Annotated in this window: 13 protein-coding genes and 1 pseudogene; 6 read left to right on the top strand and 8 right to left on the bottom strand. The window is 69.0% G+C overall.

The annotated features are described in order from the left end of the window. Positions 1–476: 476 nt before the first annotated feature. A pseudogene (locus tag ACTJJX_RS22500) lies at positions 477–2804 on the bottom strand (TonB-dependent siderophore receptor); the annotation flags it as partial. 342 nt (positions 2805–3146) lie between these two features. Here ACTJJX_RS22500 and dkgB point away from each other — a divergent pair. Beyond that, positions 3147–3965 (top strand): 2,5-didehydrogluconate reductase DkgB, encoded by an 819-nt coding sequence (dkgB, locus tag ACTJJX_RS22495; protein WP_003118179.1) that lies wholly within the window; start codon positions 3147–3149, stop codon positions 3963–3965. 49 nt (positions 3966–4014) lie between these two features. On the opposite strand, the gene ACTJJX_RS22490 is transcribed toward dkgB, so the two are convergent. Further along, positions 4015–4473, bottom strand: coding sequence for a GNAT family N-acetyltransferase (locus tag ACTJJX_RS22490; RefSeq protein WP_003144557.1), 459 nt, complete (start codon positions 4471–4473; stop codon positions 4015–4017). A gap of 131 nt (positions 4474–4604) precedes the next feature. Between ACTJJX_RS22490 and pdxR the strand changes: the two genes are divergently transcribed. Beyond that, entirely contained in the window at positions 4605–6095 is a 1491-nt protein-coding gene (gene pdxR / locus ACTJJX_RS22485) for a MocR-like pyridoxine biosynthesis transcription factor PdxR (RefSeq protein WP_023082758.1), read from the top strand. Positions 6096–6110: 15 nt separating this feature from the next. Here pdxR and ACTJJX_RS22480 read toward each other — a convergent pair whose 3' ends face one another. Next, the gene (locus ACTJJX_RS22480; RefSeq protein ID WP_003093540.1) at positions 6111–6437 is read right to left on the bottom strand and encodes a gamma-glutamylcyclotransferase family protein; all 327 of its coding nucleotides are present in this window, start codon (positions 6435–6437) and stop codon (positions 6111–6113) included. A 61-nt stretch (positions 6438–6498) separates the two neighbouring features. Further along, the gene (locus tag ACTJJX_RS22475) at positions 6499–8208 is read right to left on the bottom strand and encodes an amidase (protein ID WP_003101313.1); all 1710 of its coding nucleotides are present in this window, start codon (positions 8206–8208) and stop codon (positions 6499–6501) included. A 304-nt stretch (positions 8209–8512) separates the two neighbouring features. Between ACTJJX_RS22475 and ACTJJX_RS22470 the strand changes: the two genes are divergently transcribed. After that, positions 8513–9229 (top strand): SDR family oxidoreductase, encoded by a 717-nt coding sequence (locus tag ACTJJX_RS22470; RefSeq protein ID WP_003101310.1) that lies wholly within the window; start codon positions 8513–8515, stop codon positions 9227–9229. A 10-nt stretch (positions 9230–9239) separates the two neighbouring features. Here ACTJJX_RS22470 and ACTJJX_RS22465 read toward each other — a convergent pair whose 3' ends face one another. The 3 genes from ACTJJX_RS22465 to fepB are packed head-to-tail and all read right to left on the bottom strand — an operon-like array spanning position 9240 to position 12226. Further along, positions 9240–10271 (bottom strand): FecCD family ABC transporter permease, encoded by a 1032-nt coding sequence (locus tag ACTJJX_RS22465; protein WP_003118180.1) that lies wholly within the window; start codon positions 10269–10271, stop codon positions 9240–9242. Beyond that, the gene (locus tag ACTJJX_RS22460) at positions 10268–11290 is read right to left on the bottom strand and encodes a FecCD family ABC transporter permease (RefSeq protein WP_003118181.1); all 1023 of its coding nucleotides are present in this window, start codon (positions 11288–11290) and stop codon (positions 10268–10270) included. Before ACTJJX_RS22460 ends, ACTJJX_RS22465 begins: the two co-directional genes overlap by 4 nt. A 30-nt stretch (positions 11291–11320) precedes the next feature. Then, positions 11321–12226 carry a Fe2+-enterobactin ABC transporter substrate-binding protein gene (gene fepB, locus ACTJJX_RS22455; RefSeq protein ID WP_003093531.1) on the bottom strand — a complete coding sequence of 302 codons (906 nt, stop codon included), beginning with the start codon at positions 12224–12226 and terminating at the stop codon, positions 11321–11323. Between the two features lie 126 nt (positions 12227–12352). On the opposite strand from fepB, the gene ACTJJX_RS22450 reads away from it, so the two are divergent. Then, on the top strand, positions 12353–13150 hold the full coding sequence (locus ACTJJX_RS22450; RefSeq protein ID WP_003093530.1) for an ABC transporter ATP-binding protein: 798 nt from the start codon (positions 12353–12355) through the stop codon (positions 13148–13150). Between the two features lie 6 nt (positions 13151–13156). Here ACTJJX_RS22450 and ACTJJX_RS22445 read toward each other — a convergent pair whose 3' ends face one another. After that, a complete protein-coding gene (locus tag ACTJJX_RS22445; RefSeq protein ID WP_003119004.1) occupies positions 13157–13945 on the bottom strand; it encodes an IclR family transcriptional regulator in 789 nt (262 codons plus the stop codon). 255 nt (positions 13946–14200) lie between these two features. Between ACTJJX_RS22445 and ACTJJX_RS22440 the strand changes: the two genes are divergently transcribed. Both ACTJJX_RS22440 and ACTJJX_RS22435 read left to right on the top strand, forming a co-directional pair. Next, positions 14201–16285: a TonB-dependent receptor gene (locus ACTJJX_RS22440; RefSeq protein WP_003118182.1), complete on the top strand. Its 2085-nt coding sequence runs from the start codon at positions 14201–14203 to the stop codon at positions 16283–16285. 67 nt (positions 16286–16352) lie between these two features. Continuing rightward, positions 16353–17660, top strand: coding sequence for an NtaA/DmoA family FMN-dependent monooxygenase (locus ACTJJX_RS22435; protein WP_003118183.1), 1308 nt, complete (start codon positions 16353–16355; stop codon positions 17658–17660). Positions 17661–17938 lie beyond the last annotated feature (278 nt).

Raw genomic sequence — 17938 nt, 5'->3', positions numbered from 1 at the left:
AGTCATTGACGGCGAGAACGCCGTGATACGGTGAAGGGAACAGCAAGACCGCCCACACCCCGCCCACTGCACAAAGTCGGCTTTTGGGGCAAGCGGAGCGCGCAGGCCTGTGGGGCCAAAAGCGTCAGGGAAGATTTCCCAGACACTGCCTGGGAAATTTCCATAGCGACGACCGAGGGCCGAAGGCGTCAGGGGAAAAAGCCGGATGGCCGCGATTCGGCACGAAGCGCGGGGCGCAGCCCGCGCACCCGACGGCGGAACGCCGGGACGCCCAACATGGGCATCGAAGGAACAGAGGAATTGGGGGAACTGCTGCGCTGGAACACGCCATGCTTGTCCGGTGGCGTTCTTTCCCTTGGCTCTTATCCGGCTCCTAGACCAGGCAGGCAGGGCATCTTGGGCAGCGAGGAACGGGCGCTAAACCCGCATGGGGACTGGCTTTCCGGCGATCAGGCCGCTTGAAAATTCTGCTTGACAAAACTATCGAACAGGTTGTTGAAGTTCAGCCGCGTGTCGATCCGTTCGTTGACCTTGTAGCCGAGCATGGCGTTGACCACGGTGTAGCCGCCCTGCTGGAAACCGGTGCTGCTGTCCTCGGTCTTGCTCTGGGTGGCCAGGTCGCCGCCGACGCGCCATTTGTGCAGTTCGCCGGGTAGCGTATAGCTGGTGGCGAGCTTGAACAGGTGGCGTGGCTTGGCCGCGTCGAATGGCTTGCCCTCGTTGGCCTTGTTGCTGTCGTGCTTGTACTTGGCGTCGACGTAGGTATAGCCGGCCATCATCTGCCAGTCGTCGCTCAGCGCACCGCTCAGCTCCAGGTCGACGCCCTGGCTGCGGACCTTGCCCGAAGCGCGCGAGCAATAGCGCGAGGTGGGGCTGAAGGGGCATGGCGAGGGGCCGCCGACGTCCTCGGTGGCGCGGTTTTCCTGGTCGATCTGGAACAGCGCGATCTGCGAATTGAGCGCGCCGCCGAAGTGTTCGCCCTTCAGGCCGATCTCGTAGTTCTTGCCGGTGATCGGGTCGAGCAGGCCGCCGCCGGCGTCGAAGTTGCTCTGCGGCTTGAAGATGTCGGTATAGCTGGCGTAGACCGAGTAGGTCTGGTTCAGGTCGTAGATCACCCCGGCATAGCGGGTGACGTTGCGGGTGACCTTGTAGCTGTCGGTATCGGCGTCGGCCTTGTACCAGTCCAGGCGCCCGCCGAGGATCACTTTCAGCGGGTCGGCGAGGTTCAACCGGGTGGTGAGGTAGGCGCCTTTCTGTTCCTGGTCGAGCTTCATGCCCCACAGGCTGGTGTTCAGCCTCGGCTTGAGAGTCGAGCTCGGGTCCCACTGGGTCGGGTCCATCGGCCCGGTGAGGGTGCCGTCCTTGTTGAACAGGCTGCCCCAGCCGCCGTGGCCGTCGAAGCGTTCCTGGCGATAGCTGGCGCCGACCACCAGCTCGTGCTCGCGGCCGAGCAACTGGAAGGGACCGTTGGCATAGGCGTCATAGCTGTCGTGGTCGTCGGTGTAGCTGTAGTCGCCGGGGTTCTGGGTCATGCTGGCGCAGCCGGTGGTCGAGTAGTAGCAGTCGTTGTACAGCCCGAGCATGTTGATTCGCGCCCACAGCTTGTCGGCGGCCAGCTTCATCTGCCAACCGTTGGCGAAGCGGTGGGTCAGGTCGCTGAACAGGTGGGTGGTGTCGGTATCCCAGTAGGACCAGTCGGCGCCGTAATAGGACGAGCGCTTGAGGTCCAGGTGGCGGCCGCCCAGCGGGCTGGGCAGGCCTACCCAGTTGTCGTTGCGGTTGTCGTTCTGGTTCGAGGCGCCGATGGCGAAGGTGGTGTCCGGGCTCAGGTCGGCTTCGGCGATCCCGTAGAACACGCCGCGTTCGCTGCTGACGTGGTCCTGGAAGCTGTTGCCTTTCTGGTAGGCGACCACCGCGCGGCCGCGCAGGGTTCCTTCGCTGTTCAGCGGGCCGGAAACGTCGGCCTCGCTGCGATAGCGGTCCCAGGTGCCGACGCTGCCTTGCAGGGAGGCGCGGAAGTCCTGGGTCGGACGCTTGCGCACCATGTTGATCGCCGCCGCCGGGTTGCCTGCGCCCTGCATCAGTCCGGTGGCGCCGCGCACCACTTCGACGCGGTCGAACATGGCCAGGTCGGCGGCGGAAATGACGTCCTGGGTATAGGTGGAAATGCTCGTCGGCAGGCCGTCGTACATGATGTTGTCGACGTCGAAGCCGCGCGCCGCGTACTTCACCCGGGCCGGCCCGTACTGTTGCACGGTGAGGCCGGTGACGCCCTTCACCGCGTCGTTGAGGTCGCGCATGCCCTGGTCGTCCATGCGCTGGCGGGTGACCACGCTGACCGACTGAGGGGTCTCGCGGATCGACATCGCCAGCTTGGTCGAGGTGCGCATCGCCCGCGTGGTGTAGGAGCCGCTGTCTTCGGTGATGGCGGCGGTGGCCGGGTCCTGGGTGGCGACCACGCTGAGCGCGCCGAGGTCGACGCTGTCGCCGGGGGCGATGCCGGCACCTGTCGCCGCGGCCTCGACCCAGGCGTCGCCGCCCCGTACCTCCCCGCTCAGTCCGGAACCTGCGAGCAGACGCTGCAGTGCCTCGCTTGGCTCCAGCGTGCCGCGTAGGGCCGGTGCGCGCCGGTCGGCCACGGCCGCGCGGTCGAAACGGATGCGCAGGCCGCTGGCGCCCTGCAATTGCTCGAGGGATGCGGCCAGGGGCTGGGCGGGAAGGTCAAGGGCGATGGGAGCGGCCTGGGCGGCCAGGGAAAGCGAGGAGAGACCGAGCAATAACGCACTGGAAACGACGTGTTTCATCTGCAGTGTCCTGGATGGCGGCGCAGGCAGGCCGTTGGCGCGACCGGCTGCGTTTCTTGTTTATGTGGGAAACCGGCGTAGGAATTCGCGGCGGGGCAAGTGTATGTAAATGTAAAAATGGAGTAAATGATAGAGATTATCGTTATCAGCAGTATTCGCAGGAATCCGATGAACTGCGTCCTGCCAGCGGCTGACGGGGATTTCCGCTGGATACCTCCCGTGAAGGCCGTCTGGATTCGTGACTCCAGCGCAAATGAATTTGCTCGATTCGGGTCTTAATCGAAGAGATGTAAGCCGCCACACTGCGCTTCATTCGAGCCATCCCGCCCACGGAGCGCAGCCATGTCGTCCACCATCCACCCCCTCCCGTCCTTCGGTCTCGGCACCTTCCGCCTTACCGGCCAGGTCGTCGTCGACTCGGTGCGCAGCGCCCTCGAACTGGGCTATCGCGCCATCGATACCGCGCAGATCTACGGCAACGAGGCGGATATCGGCCGCGCGATCGCCGAGAGCGGCGTACCGCGTTCCGAGCTGTTCCTCACCACCAAGGTCTGGGTCGACAACTACGCCCGCGAAAAGCTGCTCGCCAGCCTGCGCGAGAGTCTGGAGAAACTGCGCACCGACCGGTTGGACCTGGTCCTGATCCATTGGCCGGCACCCGGCAACGGCGTCGAGCTGGCGGAGTACATGGCGGCGCTGGCGGAAGCCAAGTCCCTGGGCCTGACCCGGCGGATCGGCGTCTCCAACTTCAACATCGAACTGACCCGCCAGGCCATCGCCGCGGTCGGTGCGGGCGAGATATCCACCAACCAGATCGAACTCAGCCCTTACTTGCAGAACCGCGCGCTGACCGCCTACCTCGAGGAGCAGGGCATCGCGGTCACCTCGTACATGACCCTGGCCTACGGCAAGGTGCTGAAGGACCCGACGCTGGCCGGGATAGCCGCCAGGCACCGGGCCACGGTCGCCCAGGTGGCGCTGGCCTGGGCGATGCAACTGGGCTACGCGGTGATTCCGTCCTCGACCCGCCGCGAGAACCTCGCCAGCAACCTGCTGGCGCGCGACCTGCGCCTGGACGCCGAGGACATGGCGCGCATCGCCGGCCTCGAGCGTAACGGCCGCGAGGTCAGTCCGCAGGGCCTGGCGCCGGCCTGGGACTGAGAACCGCGTCGAGGGTCCGCCGCGCCGAGGCTCCGGTCGCGCGGCCGGTTCAGAGCTCGATGCGGTATTCGATCACACCCGGCTTGTCCGCCACCCAGTCGTACAGGCGCTGTGCCCTGTGGTTGCTTTCCTGGGTATGCCAGTAGAGCCGCGCGCAGCGACGTTCCTCGGCCTGCCGGCGGACGTACTCGATCAACTGCTTGCCGATCTGCTGGCCGCGCACGTCGGGCGAGACATAGAGGTCTTCCAGGTAGCAGACGTCCTGTGCCGCCCAGGTCGAGCGGTGGTAGAGGAAGTTGACGATGCCATGCAGGCGGCTACCGTCGGTGGCCACGGCGCAGTGCATCGGTTCGCCCTCGTCGAAGAAGCGCCGCCAGGTGGCCTCGGTGGCCTGTGCCGAGAGTTCGACTTCATAGAACGCCTGGTAGGCCTTCCAGTATTCGAGCCACTGCTCGAAGTCCTCGGGTGCCACGGGGCGTACCGATACCAGTGTGTGCAGGGATTGCATCCAGTGCTTCCTTTTTTGGCTTGATGGGGCGATCCGGCGGAGGCCGGGACCGAGGGTCTTGACCCGGCTGTTTTTATAGCCGCCTAATGGCTTGCCATACCCCACCAATTAGATAATCGAGGGCAGACCATTTGTTCAGGCAGTCACTGCTCGAGTCGGTCAAGGCGCGCCTCCTCCATCCACAGCTCCAGGCCCTGCCGCTGCATGCGCGAATCCAGCGCGCGATCCGCCAACTGATCCTCGACGGTGCGCTGGCGCCGGGCAATCCGTTGCCGGCCTCGCGGGCGCTGGCGCAGTCGTTGGGGGTATCCCGCGACACCGTCGAAGCGGCCTATTCGCACCTGCATGCCGAGGGCTTCATCGAGCGTCGGGTCGGCAGCGGCAGCGTGGTCGCCGCGGCTACCCGGCTGTCCCCCGGCCGGCGCGGCGCGGGCGCTCCACGACGGGGCGGCGGCGCGCCGCGACTGAGCCGGCGTGGCGAGGCGATGCAGGCTGGCGGCGGGGTTCGCGAGCAGCTCGTCCCGCGCCCCTTCGCTCCCGGCGTGCCGGAGACCCGCACCTTTCCCCTGGCGACCTGGGAGCGCCTGCAGCGCCAGGTCCTCAAGGAATACGGCGCGCGCGCCCTGACCCATGGCGACCCGCAGGGTGCCGAACCGCTGCGCCAGGCGATCGCCGACTACGTCAACCTGGAGCGTGGCGCACGGGCCACGGCCGACCGGGTACTGGTGCTGACCAGTTCGCAACAGGCGCTGGGTCTTTGCGCCAGCGTGCTGCTCGACGCCGGCGAGCGGATATTCGTCGAGGACCCGGCCTACTACGGCGCGCGCAAGGCCTTCGAGGCCGCAGGCCTGGAGTGCCTGCCGGTCCCGGTCGACGAACAGGGCCTGCGGCCCGAGCCGATCCTCGCCCAGCCGCAGGCGGCGCGGGCGCTGTGCCTGACCCCGTCGCACCATTACCCGACCGGCGTGACCCTGTCGCTGGAGCGCCGCCTGGCGCTGATCGAATGGGCGCAGCGGCAGCAGGCATGGATCATCGAGGACGACTACGACAGCGAGTTCCACTACGCCGGCCGGCCCACCGCCTGCGTGCAAGGCCTGGACGCCCACGAGCGGACGCTCTACATCGGCACGTTCACCAAGTCGCTGTTTCCCGGCCTGCGCATCGGCTACATGGTCCTGCCGCCGGCGCTGGTGGCGCCGATGACCGTCGCCCGCTCCCTGCAGGACGGGCACAACGCCTCGCTGGCGCAACTGACCCTGGCGCGCTTCATCGCCGGCGGCCATTTCGGCGCCTATGTGCGCGGCATGCGCAATCTCTACGGCGAGCGCCTGGGATTCCTCGCGGAGCGGGTGGGCAAGTGTCTGGGCGGCCTGGTCGAGCCGCGCGTGCCGGCCGGCGGGCTACAGATGCCCGGGCTGCTTTGCGCGGGAATCGACGAAACGCGCGCCGTCGCGGCGGCATACCGCGCCGGTGTCGAGCTGGTCGGGCTCAGCGCCCTGCATCTCGCCGCGCCACCGCGAGCGGGTTTCCTGATGGGCTTCGCCGCCTACACCACGGACGAGCTGGAGGCGGCGGTCGGGGTCCTCGCGAAGACCCTGCGCGGTTTGCGTACGAATCCCTAGGCCGCCGGCAAGCGCTCAGTCGCGCAGGGCGTAGACGTAGGCATCGACCTGGGCGCCGTCGGCCAGCGTTACCCGGGTCGCCACGCGCCGGTATTCGGTGCCTTCGAATTCATCCAGCGCGGGCCAGTGCTCGGCGAGGCGGTCGGAGACGAACACATGGCCGTGGATTTCCTCGCCGTCGGCGTCGATCGCCAGGCCCGGAAAGCCCATCCCGGCACCCCAGCCCTTTTCCAGCAGGCGACCGCGGAGGCTGGCCGCCTGCCATTGCCCGCCGATCTTCTGCATCAGGTGTTCGTTGGGACGGCCGGGGCCGAGGCTGCCGTAGACGAAGAGTCGCTGCATCGATAACTCCCTTGAACGGAAGAGCGTGGGCGCAAGACGCGAAGCCTTCCGCCCGCGCCTTTCACTTGCTTGCCAGCGGTGGAGTACGCGGCGGCACGATACGCCGCGAGCCGGTCGACTCGAAGGCCGCGGCGAAGCGCAGCAGCGCCGAGTCGTCGTAGGCGCGGCCGGCGAAGGTCAGGCCCACCGGCATGCCGATGTCGGCCATCACCCCCATCGGTACGGTGACCGTCGGCACGCCGAGGTGGCGGATGGCGAGGTTGCCGTTGGCGACCCAGACACCGTTGCTCCAGGCGATGTCGGCCGAGGCCGGGTTGACGTCGGCGTCCGCCGGGCCGACGTCGGCGACGGTGGGGAAGAGCACGGCGTCGAGGCGCAGGCGTCGCATCCACTCCTCGAGGTCGATCCGCCGGGTTTCCTCGAGGCCGCGCAGGCCATCGGGGAGGGTCGCGATCCGGTCCCAGGGCTTTATGCCGCGCTCGGCCATCCGCACGTATTCGTCCATGCCGGCGGCCAGGTCGCCCTCGCGGTTGGGCAGGGTGCCGGGGTCGTGGGGGAAGATCTGCGGGCCGTCGACATCCGCCAGGCGGTTCAGCTTCGGATCGCCATTGGCGCGCAGGAAGTCGTCGAAGCCCCAGGCCGAGAGTTCCCACAGCTCGTCGTGGAGGAATTCCTTCGACACCAGGCCGCGGTTGAACACGGTGGGCGCGCCGGGTCGGTCGCCCTCGCAGTTCGACACCAGCGGGAAGTCCACCTCGATCACTTCGGCGCCGGCGGCTTCCAGGGCCTTGCGCGCCTGTTCCCAGAGGGCGATGACCGAGGGCCGGGTATGGATGCGCTGGCCGGTCGGGCCGCCGATCCCGGGGGACTCGCTGGTGCCCGCATCGGGGTCGGCGTTGATGAACATGCGCGGCACGCCGAAGCGCTTGCCGGCCAGGGCCTCGGCGCCTGCGGCCAGGGCCGGGTAGCTCGCCGGGCGTACCTCGGAGGCCTTGGGGATCGGCACCCAGGGCTGCATGCGCCAGAGGTCGCCGCGAGTATCGGGATCGTCGGCGACCACTACGTCGAGGATTTCCAGCAGGTCGGCCATGCTCCGCGCATAGGGCACCACCACGTCCATGGTCGGCGTCAGCGGCCAGTTGCCGCGCACCGAGATCACCCCGCGCGAAGGGGTGTAGGCGCACAGGCCGTTGTTCGACGCCGGGCCGCGCCCGCTCGACCAGGTTTCCTCGGCCAGGCCGAAGGCGGCGAAGCTGGCCGCGGTGGCGGTGCCGGCGCCATTGGAGGACCCCGAGGCGAAGGGCGCGGTGAGGTAGGCGGCATTGTACGGGCTCTCCGCGCGGCCGTAGACGCCGCGCTGCATGCCGCCGTTGGCCATGGGCGGCATGTTGGTCTTGCCCAGGCAGATCGCCCCGGCGGCGCGCAGGCGCTCGACGGTGAAGGCATCGCGCTGGGCCACCAGGTCCTTGAACGCCGGGCTGCCGGAAGCCGCGGTGAGGCCCTTGACCAGGTAGCTGTCCTTGGCGGTGTAGGGAATGCCGTCCAGCGGACCGAGGGGCTCGCCACGCGCCCGGCGGGCGTCGGAGGCCTGCGCTTCGGCCAGCGCATCGGGATTGCGCACCACCACCGCGTTCAGCGCGGTGGGCGTGCCGGGTGCATCGTAGGCGTCGATCCGCGCCAGGTAGGCCTGGACCAGTTCGACCGCCGTGGTACGACCGGACTCGAGCGCGTCACGCAGCTCGGCGATGGAAACCTCGGTGACCTCGATCATGCTGTCACCGCCTGGCGAATGGAGACGGGGAGACCGTTAGCGACGCTCATCATCGTTCCTCTTGTTCTCTGCTTGCTGCGACGGGGGCCGCGAGGCGGCCGGGTCGATACAGGGGATGCAGTGTACATCCTGGCCGGCGCTCGCGGCTTCCCTGGCGGGGCGCGGCAACGGCCTCGCAGGTCCTGGCCAGTGTCTGGGGTTGCCGCCGAAGCGCGGCGTCGGAGAAAGTCCGCGGGCTGTCGCCGGCCGCCGGCGAGGCGTAAGGTGCGGCGTCGGGGGGACCATTTCACACAGGGGAATCGTCATGACGAATCATCGTACCGCGCTGGTCACCGGCGCCACCCGTGGCATCGGCCTGGCCCTGGCCAGGCGCTTGGCGGCCTCCGGCTGGAGTGTAGTGGGCATCGCCCGCCATGCGAGCGACGACTTTCCTGGACGTCTGCTGTGCTGCGACCTGGCCGATCCTGCGCAAACCGCCGAGACGCTGCGCGGATTGCTCTCGGAAAGCGCCGTGGATGCCTTGGTCAACAACGCCGGGATCGCCTTGCCGCAAAGCCTGGAGAACCTCGACCTGGCCGCTCTGCAACAGGTCTTCGACCTCAACGTGCGGGTCGCCGTGCAGCTTGCCCAGGCCTGCCTGCCGGGGCTCAAGCGTTCGCCGGCGGGCCGCATCGTCAACCTGTGCAGCCGGGCGATCCACGGCGCCCGCGAACGCACCGCCTACGCCGCGGCGAAGAGCGCGCTGGTCGGGGTGACTCGCACCTGGGCGCTGGAGCTGGCGCCGCTGGGCATCACGGTCAACGCGGTGGCGCCCGGGCCGATCGAGACCGAGCTGTTCCGCCAGACCCGCCCGGTCGGCGGCGAGGAGGAACGGCGGATTCTCTCGACCATCCCCATGCAGCGGCTCGGGCGGCCGGACGAAGTGGCCGCGCTGATCGAGTTCCTGCTCAGCGAGGGCGCTTCGTTCGTCACCGGCCAGGTGATCGGTGTCGACGGCGGCGGCAGCCTGGGCGGTCGTTGAGGCCGGGGCTTCAGATCCGGCGGCTGCGCAGCAGTAGCCAGAGCAGGTAGAAACCGCCGAGCAGGCCGGTCATCAGGCCGATCGGCAGGTTGGCGACGTATGCCAGGCGCTGGCCGAGCAGGTCGGCGGCCAGCAGCAGGACCGCGCCCATCAATGCGCCGGACAGCAACGGCACCCCGGCCGAGCGGGTCAGGCGCCGGGCCAGTTGCGGGCCGGCCAGGGCGATGAAGGCGATGGGGCCGGCCGCGGCGGTGGCGATGGCGGTCATGCCGACGGCGACCATGACCATCTGCAAGCGCACGCGCTCCACCGCCACGCCGAGCTGGGCGGCGCTGGCATCGCCCAGCTCCAGCACTTCCAGGCGACGACCGTGGTACAGCGCCAGCGGCACGCTGGCGAGCAGGCCCAGCGCTGCCGGGACGACGTGCGACCAGGTCCGGGTGTTCAGCGAGCCGGCCAGCCAGAGCTGGGCGTACATCGCCTGGTCGAGGTTGCCGGTGACCAGCAGCAGGCTGTTCAGACCCGACAGGCTGGCGCCGACACCGATGCCCACCAGCACCAGGCGGTAGCCGCCGGCGGTGGCGCCCCGGCGCGCCAGCAGCACCACCGCCAGCGCCGTGCAGAGGCCGGCGGCCAGCGCCGCCAGCGAGGTGGCCAGCGGGCCGGCATCGAACAGGATGATCTGCACGATGGCGCCGCTGGCGGCGCCGGTGGTGAAACCGATGACGTCGGGCGAGCCCAGCGGATTGCGCGAGATCGACTGGAAGATCGCCCCGGCCATGCCCAGCGCGGCGCCGACCAGGCAGGCGGTGAGCACCCGTGGCAGGCGTACGCGCTGGACGATGCGCTGGGCGGTGGGGTCCTGGCCCTGGCCGAGCAGGCTGGCGAACACCTCTGCCGGGCCCAGCGCCAGGCTGCCGGTCCCCAGCAGCGCCGCCGCCAGCGCCAGTCCGACCCCCGCGAGGACCAGGCAGGCCAGCGCCGCCCGTGGCCGCCAACGCAGCGACAGGGAGCCCAGGCGCAGGGCGTGGAGACCGTTCACAGGCGGCTCAGGCGGAAGCGCCTGACCAGGACGATGAAGGCCGGTCCGCCGAGCAGCAAAGCGACGATTCCGGCGGCGATCTCCGCCGGCGCCGCCAGCAGCCGCCCGAGGATGTCGGCGCCGAGCAGCAGGCCGGCGGCGATCAGCGCCGAGAAAGGCAGGATCCAGCGCTGGTCCGGTCCGGCCAGCAGTCGCGCGAGGTGCGGGGCGACCAGGCCGACGAAGGCGATCGGCCCGGCCAGGGCGGTCGCCGCGCCGGCCAGCAGCATCACCGCCAGGCAGGCGAGCAGCCAGGTCAGGCGCAGGTCGACGCCGAGCGCCCGGCCGATCTCCTGGCCCAGGGCCAGGGCATTGAGCCTGGCGGCGAGGGCGAAGGCGGCGGCCAGCCCGGCGCCGATGGCCAGGCCCGGCCATCCGAGCAGGGCGAAGCCGCTGCCGGAAAGCGAGCCGGCGGCCCAGTGGCGGAAGCGGTCGAAGACTTCCGGCGGGGCGTTCAGCACGATGATCCCGGTCAGCGAGGCGAGCATCACTGACAAGCCGGCACCCGCCAGCACCAGGCGCACCGGGTTGGTGCCGGTCTCGCGGGCCTGGCCGAGAAGGAATACGGCGATGCCGGCCAGGCCGGCGCCGAGGAAGGCGCAACCGAGGTACTGGCCCATGCTCGCCAGGTCGAACAGCGCGACCCCGACGATCACCGCCAGCGCCGCGCCGGCGTTGATCCCCAGCAGGCCGGGTTCGGCCAGCGGATTGCGCGTCAGCGCTTGCATCAGCGCGCCGGCCACTCCCAGCGCCGCGCCGGCCAGCAGCGCCACCAGGGTGCGTGGCAGGCGCAGTTCGCGTACCACCAGGTGGCGATCATCGTGCGGATCGACGGCTTGCAGGGCGTCCAGTGTGACCGCCAGGGGCACCGGCCGCGAGCCCAGCGCCAGGCTGGCCAGGGCCGCCAGCGCGAGCAGCAGCGCGCCGGCGAGCAGGCCCCAGGCGCGCAGGCGCCGGCGGCGCATCGGGGACGCCTGCATGAGCGGACTTCCGGCGAACGGGCGCATGGCTCAGCGGAAATGGCGGGCGACGTTGTCGATCATCTGCCGTCCCGAGTAGTAGTCGATGCGGAAGGAACTGGGGCCCAGGGCGTACACGCGCTTTTCGCGGACCGCCGACAGGTTGGCCAGTACCGGGTCGGCGAGGAACGCCTGCACGTCGTCGTCGCTGGCGCCGAGCAGGAACACGCTGTCGCCGGCGATGGCGGCGGGCAGGTTTTCCCGCGAGATGAACTGGAAGTCCGAGGCGCGCGTCACCTTGCCCGCCAGCGCCTCCGGCAGTTCCGCCACCTGGAAGCCGAGGGCCTCGAGCAGGCGTGCCTGGGGGCTGGCCTGGCGGCCGATGGAATAGCTGCCGGCGATGTTGTAGCCGACCACGCTGACCGGGCCCTGCGGCGGCGCGATGGCCGCGGCGACTTCGGCGGTGTAGGCGTCGAAGCGCTGGATGGCGGCCTGCGCCTGGCGTTCCAGGCCGGTGTGCCGGCCCAGCTCGGTAGCCAGTTCCTGCCAGCTGTGTTTCGAGTAGTCGACCACCAGCGTCGGTACGCCCTGCGCCTCCAGCTCCGCACGGTATGGCGCGGCGCTGTCGGCGCCGGTGGCGGAGGCGACCAGCAGGTCCGGATCCTGGGCGATCACCGCTTCGATGTCGAAGCGCAGGTTGCGGTAGAGCACCTCGACGCCACGTTGGTCGGCGACCTTCGCCCATTGCGAGAAGAAGCCCTTGGCGTCGGTCAGGCGACTTGGCGTGGTGGCGGCGCTGGCCACCAGCGGTGCGTCCATCGCCAGCAGGATGCCGGTGACGCTCGGGGTGGTGGAGACGATCCGCGCCGGCTTCGGCTCCCCGGCCGCGGCGAGGGTGGCGAACAGGCTCAGGGCGAGGGCGAGTAACGGCAGGGCGGAGCGGCGGCGGGTCGGCATGAAGGCTGTTTTCGCTGTAGGGGACGCCGGGCGGACGGATTCATATGATAATGCTTCTCATACAGTCTATTCCATAATGTAGAATCGATTCCACATATTCGAGCCATTCTTATCCAGGAACCTCCCATGACCCATCGCCTGCACGCGGACGCCGTGACCTTGCGCCGCGACGCGCGGACCGTTTCGCGGAATCTCTCGCTGGCCATCCCCGAGGGTTCGTTCAGTGTGATCGTCGGGCCCAACGCCTGCGGCAAGTCGACCCTGCTGGCGGCATTGTCGCGCCTGTTGGCGCCGGCCGAGGGCCGGGTGGTGCTGGACGGCAGGGATATCCACAGCCTGCCGGGACGGGAAGTGGCGCGGCGTCTCGGCCTGCTGCCGCAGAGCGCGCTGGCGCCGGATGGCATCACGGTGGCCGAGCTGGTGGCGCGCGGGCGCTATCCGCACCAGTCGTTCCTGCGCCAGTGGTCGCCGGCGGATGAGCGCGCGGTAGCGGCGGCGTTACGCGCCACGCGGGTCGACGGCCTGGCCGAGCGACCGCTCGATGCGCTCTCCGGCGGCCAGCGGCAACGCGTGTGGATCGCCATGGTGCTGGCGCAGGAAACCCCGTTGCTGCTGCTCGACGAGCCAACCACCTACCTGGATATCGTCCACCAGATCGAATTGCTCGAACTGCTCGCCGAGCTGAATCGCCAGGGGCGCACCATCGTCGCCGTGCTGCACGACCTCAACCAGGCATGCCGCTACGCCTCGCACCTGATCGCCATGCGTGACGGCGCGATCCTCGCCGAGGGCGCGCCGGCGCATATCTTCACCGAGCGTCTGGTGGAGGAGGTGTTCGGCTTGCGCTCGTTGATCATCGCCGACCCGGTCAGCGGCACGCCGCTGCTGGTGCCGCGCGGGATCGCCGCCGACGCGCCGGGCTGAGGTGGCTCAGCGCGGCGGCGGCCGCATGCCGGGGTGGAGTACCAGGCCACCGGTGGACTGGTTGACCTGCAGCGCCTCGTGGAACAGCGCGTCGCGGTCTTCCGCCGACTGCAACTGGCCGAGATCGGTCACCGTGGTCATGGCGCAGACGATCTCCTGCTGGGCGTCGAACACCGGCGCCGCCTGGCCGGTGACATTCGACAGCAGGTGGCTGGTCAGTTCGGCCCAGCAGCGCTCACGCACCTCGTCGAGCAGCGCGCGGCTCGGCGGGCTGCCGCGGAAGTGCGCCGGTTGCTGCTTGCGCGCGGCGTCGACCACGGCCTTCGGCAGGAAGGCCTGGAACACCAGGCCGCAAGCGGTATTGTCGATGGGCAGGATATCGCCCAGGGCCAGCGGGTTGATCGAGAAATAGGCGCTGCGGTACCAGCGCACCAGGGTCGGGCCGCGCTCGGTCCAGATCGCCACCCCGCCGCTGGCGGCATGCCGTTGGGCCAGGGCCTTCATGTGGCGGGCGGCGATATCCACCGCGTCGATCCGCTTCAGCGCGCCTATGCCGATGCTCAGCGCCGCCGGCCCGAGGTCGTAGAGACCGCTGAGCGGGTCCTGGCGGGCCAGGCCTTCCTTCACCAGGCTCTGCAGGTAGCGGTGCGCGGTGGAGCCGCCGGTGCCGGTGCGCCGGGCCACTTCGCCGAGGGCCAGCTCGCCTTCGGCGTTGGCCAGGGTCTTCAGGAAGCGCGCGGCGATGGACACCGACTGGATGGTGCCGGAGCGCTTTTCGCCCGGGGCGTCCGGCATCTCGTCCGCCGGGGGCTGCGAAGTATTCAACGGCTCGGTCTCCTCACCACGGTTGATCCATAGGCTTCGGTCCGCGCTGCGGTGGCGCGGGCGGCGCCCATGATACCGATTCCCCGGGGCGGTGGGGCGCCGCGGAAGGGACGGGTGTAGGAGATCTCATATTTCGCAATGAGGAATCTATTCCCCATTGAGGAATGTTCTGGTGGCGTGATAGCCTGAATGTAAAAGAGAGTCATTCCCATTTGGAGAAGATCCTTGAACGCCCGCACGCACCGCACGCTCAACCGGGGAATCGGCGTCGTCACGCTGTCCACCCTGCTCGCCTCGCCATCGGCACTGGCCCGGGAAAACCCGCCCGCCGAGGACGAACCCGCCGCCCTCGAGGCGCTGGTCGTGACCGGCGAGAAACGTGAACGCTCGCTGAAGGACACGGCGTCCTCGGTATCGCTCACCAGCGCCCGCGACATCGACCGCAAGCAGACCGGCAACGCCTCGGTCGCCGAGGTGATCAATGGCAGTCCCAACGTGGTCTACACCGACTCGGTGGGCGCGCCGATCATCCGCGGCCAGGACACCCAGGGCCCGAACAACGGGCAGAACGTGTTCTGGGGCGGCACAGTGCCGCGGGCGACGATCAACCTCGATGGCCACTACCTGAACTACAACGAGATGTTCTTCGGCGCGACCTCGGTCTGGGACGTCGACAGCATCGAGGTGTTCCGCGGCCCGCAGACCACCTCCCAGGGCGCCAACGCCATCGCCGGGGCGATCATCGTCAACACCAAGGACCCGACCTTCAGCCCCGAGGCTGCCTACCAGGCGGAGATCGGCAGCTACCATTCGCGGCGCAGCTCGATCGCAGTGTCCGGCCCGCTGGCGCAGGACTTCGCCGGGCGCCTGGCGGTGGACTACGCGGGCCGCGACACCTTCATCGACTACGACAACCCGAAGTTCCAGGACAGCGGCACCGACCAGGACTTCCGCGCCCTCAACGCGCGCGCCAAGCTGCTCTGGCTGCCCAGCGGAATTCCGGGCCTGGAGAGCAAGTTCACCTTCTCCCACAACGACAGCAACCGTCCGACCCAGGAAGCGGCGACCCGCCCGTTCGACAAGCTCGACCATCGCTCGACCACCATGCCCAGCTGGGAGCAGGACACCAACACCAGCATCCTCGACGTCGCCTATGACCTCGACAACGGCATCCGCCTGTTCAACCAGGCGCAGTACTCGCTGTCCTCGGTGCACCGCACCACCGGCGCGGGCGGCGAGGGCGACGCCGACATCCGCCAGAAGAACGCCTCCAACGAATCGCGGGTCAGCTTCGGCGAGCAGGAGGACCGGATCAGTGGCATGGGCGGGGTCTACTACGCCCGCACCCGCACCGACGAGACACTGCACCTGCGCGGGCTGTCGGCCTTCGACGACACGAAGAAGAACCTCGGTGTGTTCGGCGAGCTGAACTACCGCCTGAGCGACCGCTGGACCCTGACCACCGGCCTGCGCTACCAGGAGGATCGCATCGAGCGCAGCGGCAACTCGGTGCTGGCGCCGCGTCCGCTGGACTACCAGAAGACCTTCTCGGCCTTCCTGCCGAAAGTCTCCCTGGCCTTCGCCGCGACCCCGGACTGGACCGTCGGCGGCCTGGTCAGCCGCGGCTACAACCCCGGCGGCGTGTCGCTCAACCTGACCACCCGCAACTGGGCCTACTTCAAGGAAGAAACCATCTGGAACTACGAACTGTTCACCCGCGCCAGCCTGCTCGACGGCCGCCTGGTGCTGAACGGCAACCTGTTCTTCATGGATTTCAAGGACGCCCAGTACAACATCCCGGTGGTGGTTTCGCCGGGGGTGGCGCAGTCGTACACCATCAACGCCGAGAAGGCCCACGCCTACGGCATGGAGCTGGACCTCGACTATCGCCTGCGCGACGACCTGCGGCTGAAGGCCAGCGCCGGCGTGCTACGCACCCGGATCGACGAGATGTCCGGCAATACCGGCTACGAGCACAACGAGTTCGCCCGCTCGCCGGGCTATACCCTCAGCTTCGGACCGAGCTGGGACGTCACCGAGCGCCTCAACCTGAACGCCCAGGTGCGCTACCTGGACGGCTACTACTCGGACACCGCCAACACCAAGGCCTACTCGATCAAGGCCTACACCCTCACCGACGCCCGCGCCAGCTACCGCTTCAACGACCAGGTGCAGCTCTATGGCTACGTGAAGAACGTGTTCGACGACCGCTCGCCCACCTACATGCAGGAAAACCGGGGGATCGGCGGCATCGAGGCGAGCATGACGCAGCCGCGGACCCTCGGCATCGGCATCAAGGGCACCTTCTAGGCGCCCCGAGAAGCCGGCCCCGCGCAGGGCCGGCCCAGCCCCAGAGCCCATACAGGAGATTGGCACGATGAGTACCCCGAAACGCCTGCACATCGGCATGTCGCTGGCCCCCACCTGGCTCAGCGGCGATGCCTGGCGGCGCCCCGACAGCAATATCGAAGGCATCTTCGGCAGCGATTTCGCCGTCGACATCGCCAGGCGCTCCGAAGCCGCCCACCTCGACTTCGTGTTTCGCCCGGACGTCAGCAGCCTGCCACTGGACGTGCTGGAGACCGGCTCCGGCTTCGCCAGCCTGGATCCCACCGTACTGCTTGCCGCGGTCGCCCGCGAAACCTCGCGGATCGGCCTGGTGTCGACGGTCTCCACCACGTTCTATCCGCCCTACGTGGTGGCCCGGCAGCTGCAATCGCTGCACTGGATCAGCAACGGCCGCGCCGGCTGGAACATCGTCACCGCGCTGCAGGGCCACGAGAACTTCGGCCTGGACGCGATGCCCGATGCGGAGCAGCGCTACGCGCGCGCCGCCGAGTTCACCCGGCTGGTGCACGACCTGTGGGACAGCTTCCCCCGCGAGGCACTCCTGGTCGACCGCGAGAGCGGCCGCTACGCCGACGTTTCCCGGGTGCACCCGGTCGACCACGACGGCGAATTCCTCAAGGTCAAGGGACCGCTCAACCTGCCGGCCTTCGGCGAGGCGCGGATTCCCCTGGTGCAGGCCGGCGCCTCCGAGAGCGGGCGCGACTTCGCCGCCTCGGTGGCCGACCTGGTGTTCGCGCCGACCCCGGACAAGGAGGCTGCCCTGGAACTGCGCCGCGACCTTTCCCGCCGCGCCGAACGCCACGGTCGCTCGCCGCGCGACGTGCGCCTGCTGCCGGGCTTCAGCCTGTACCTGGCGGAGAGCCGCGAGGAGGCGCGGGAAATCTTCATGCAGACCCACGCGCGCCTGGACCGCACGCGCAAGTTCGCCACGATCAGGCAGATGCTCGGCCTCGACCTCAGCGACTGGCCGCTGGACCGGCCGATTTCCGCGGCCGACCTGCCGCCGCCGGTGGCCAACCCCGGCAGCCGCACCCACACTGACCTGCTGCGGCGCCTGATCGAGCGCGAGACGTTACGCCTGGACCAGTTGCTGCTGCGCCCCGAGGTGGTTTCCGCGGCGCACTGGCAGGTCATCGGTACGGTGGACGATGCCGTCGAGCAGATCGTCGACTGGGCCGCCGCCGGCGCCATGGACGGTTTCATCGCCGCGCCGGGAGGCTCGGTCGGCTCGCTGCGGCTGTTCCTCGAACAGGTGGTGCCGCGCCTGGTGGAGAAGGGGCTGTTCCGCGAGCGCTACAGCGCCACTACCTTCGCCGGGCACCTGGCAGAGGAATGATGGAAAGGGCCGGCGACGGCCGCGTCCTGGCGGCGATGGCGAGCGAGTGACCGCCTGCGGTTGGCCGCCTGACGGGCCCGCTGTATCGCAGCACGCCATCCGACCGGTGGGGCGTGGTACAGGCGAGGGAGCCTCTGCCTTGGCGTAGATACCGTCGTACCCCGGGGATCATCCGGACAGGTCGCAGCCTGGGCAGCGCTGGCCGTCGGCAGGCCTGGCATTCTGCTGTTACAACCATCCATCCATTCCTGCGGAAACGAGTGAACTCAATCGCCCCG

It is taken from the genome of Pseudomonas sp. 22490 (assembly GCF_052044465.1).
Classification (GTDB): domain Bacteria; phylum Pseudomonadota; class Gammaproteobacteria; order Pseudomonadales; family Pseudomonadaceae; genus Pseudomonas; species Pseudomonas aeruginosa.
Note: the sequence above shows the minus strand (reverse complement) of the source record. Positions and strands in the feature narration are given on the sequence as shown.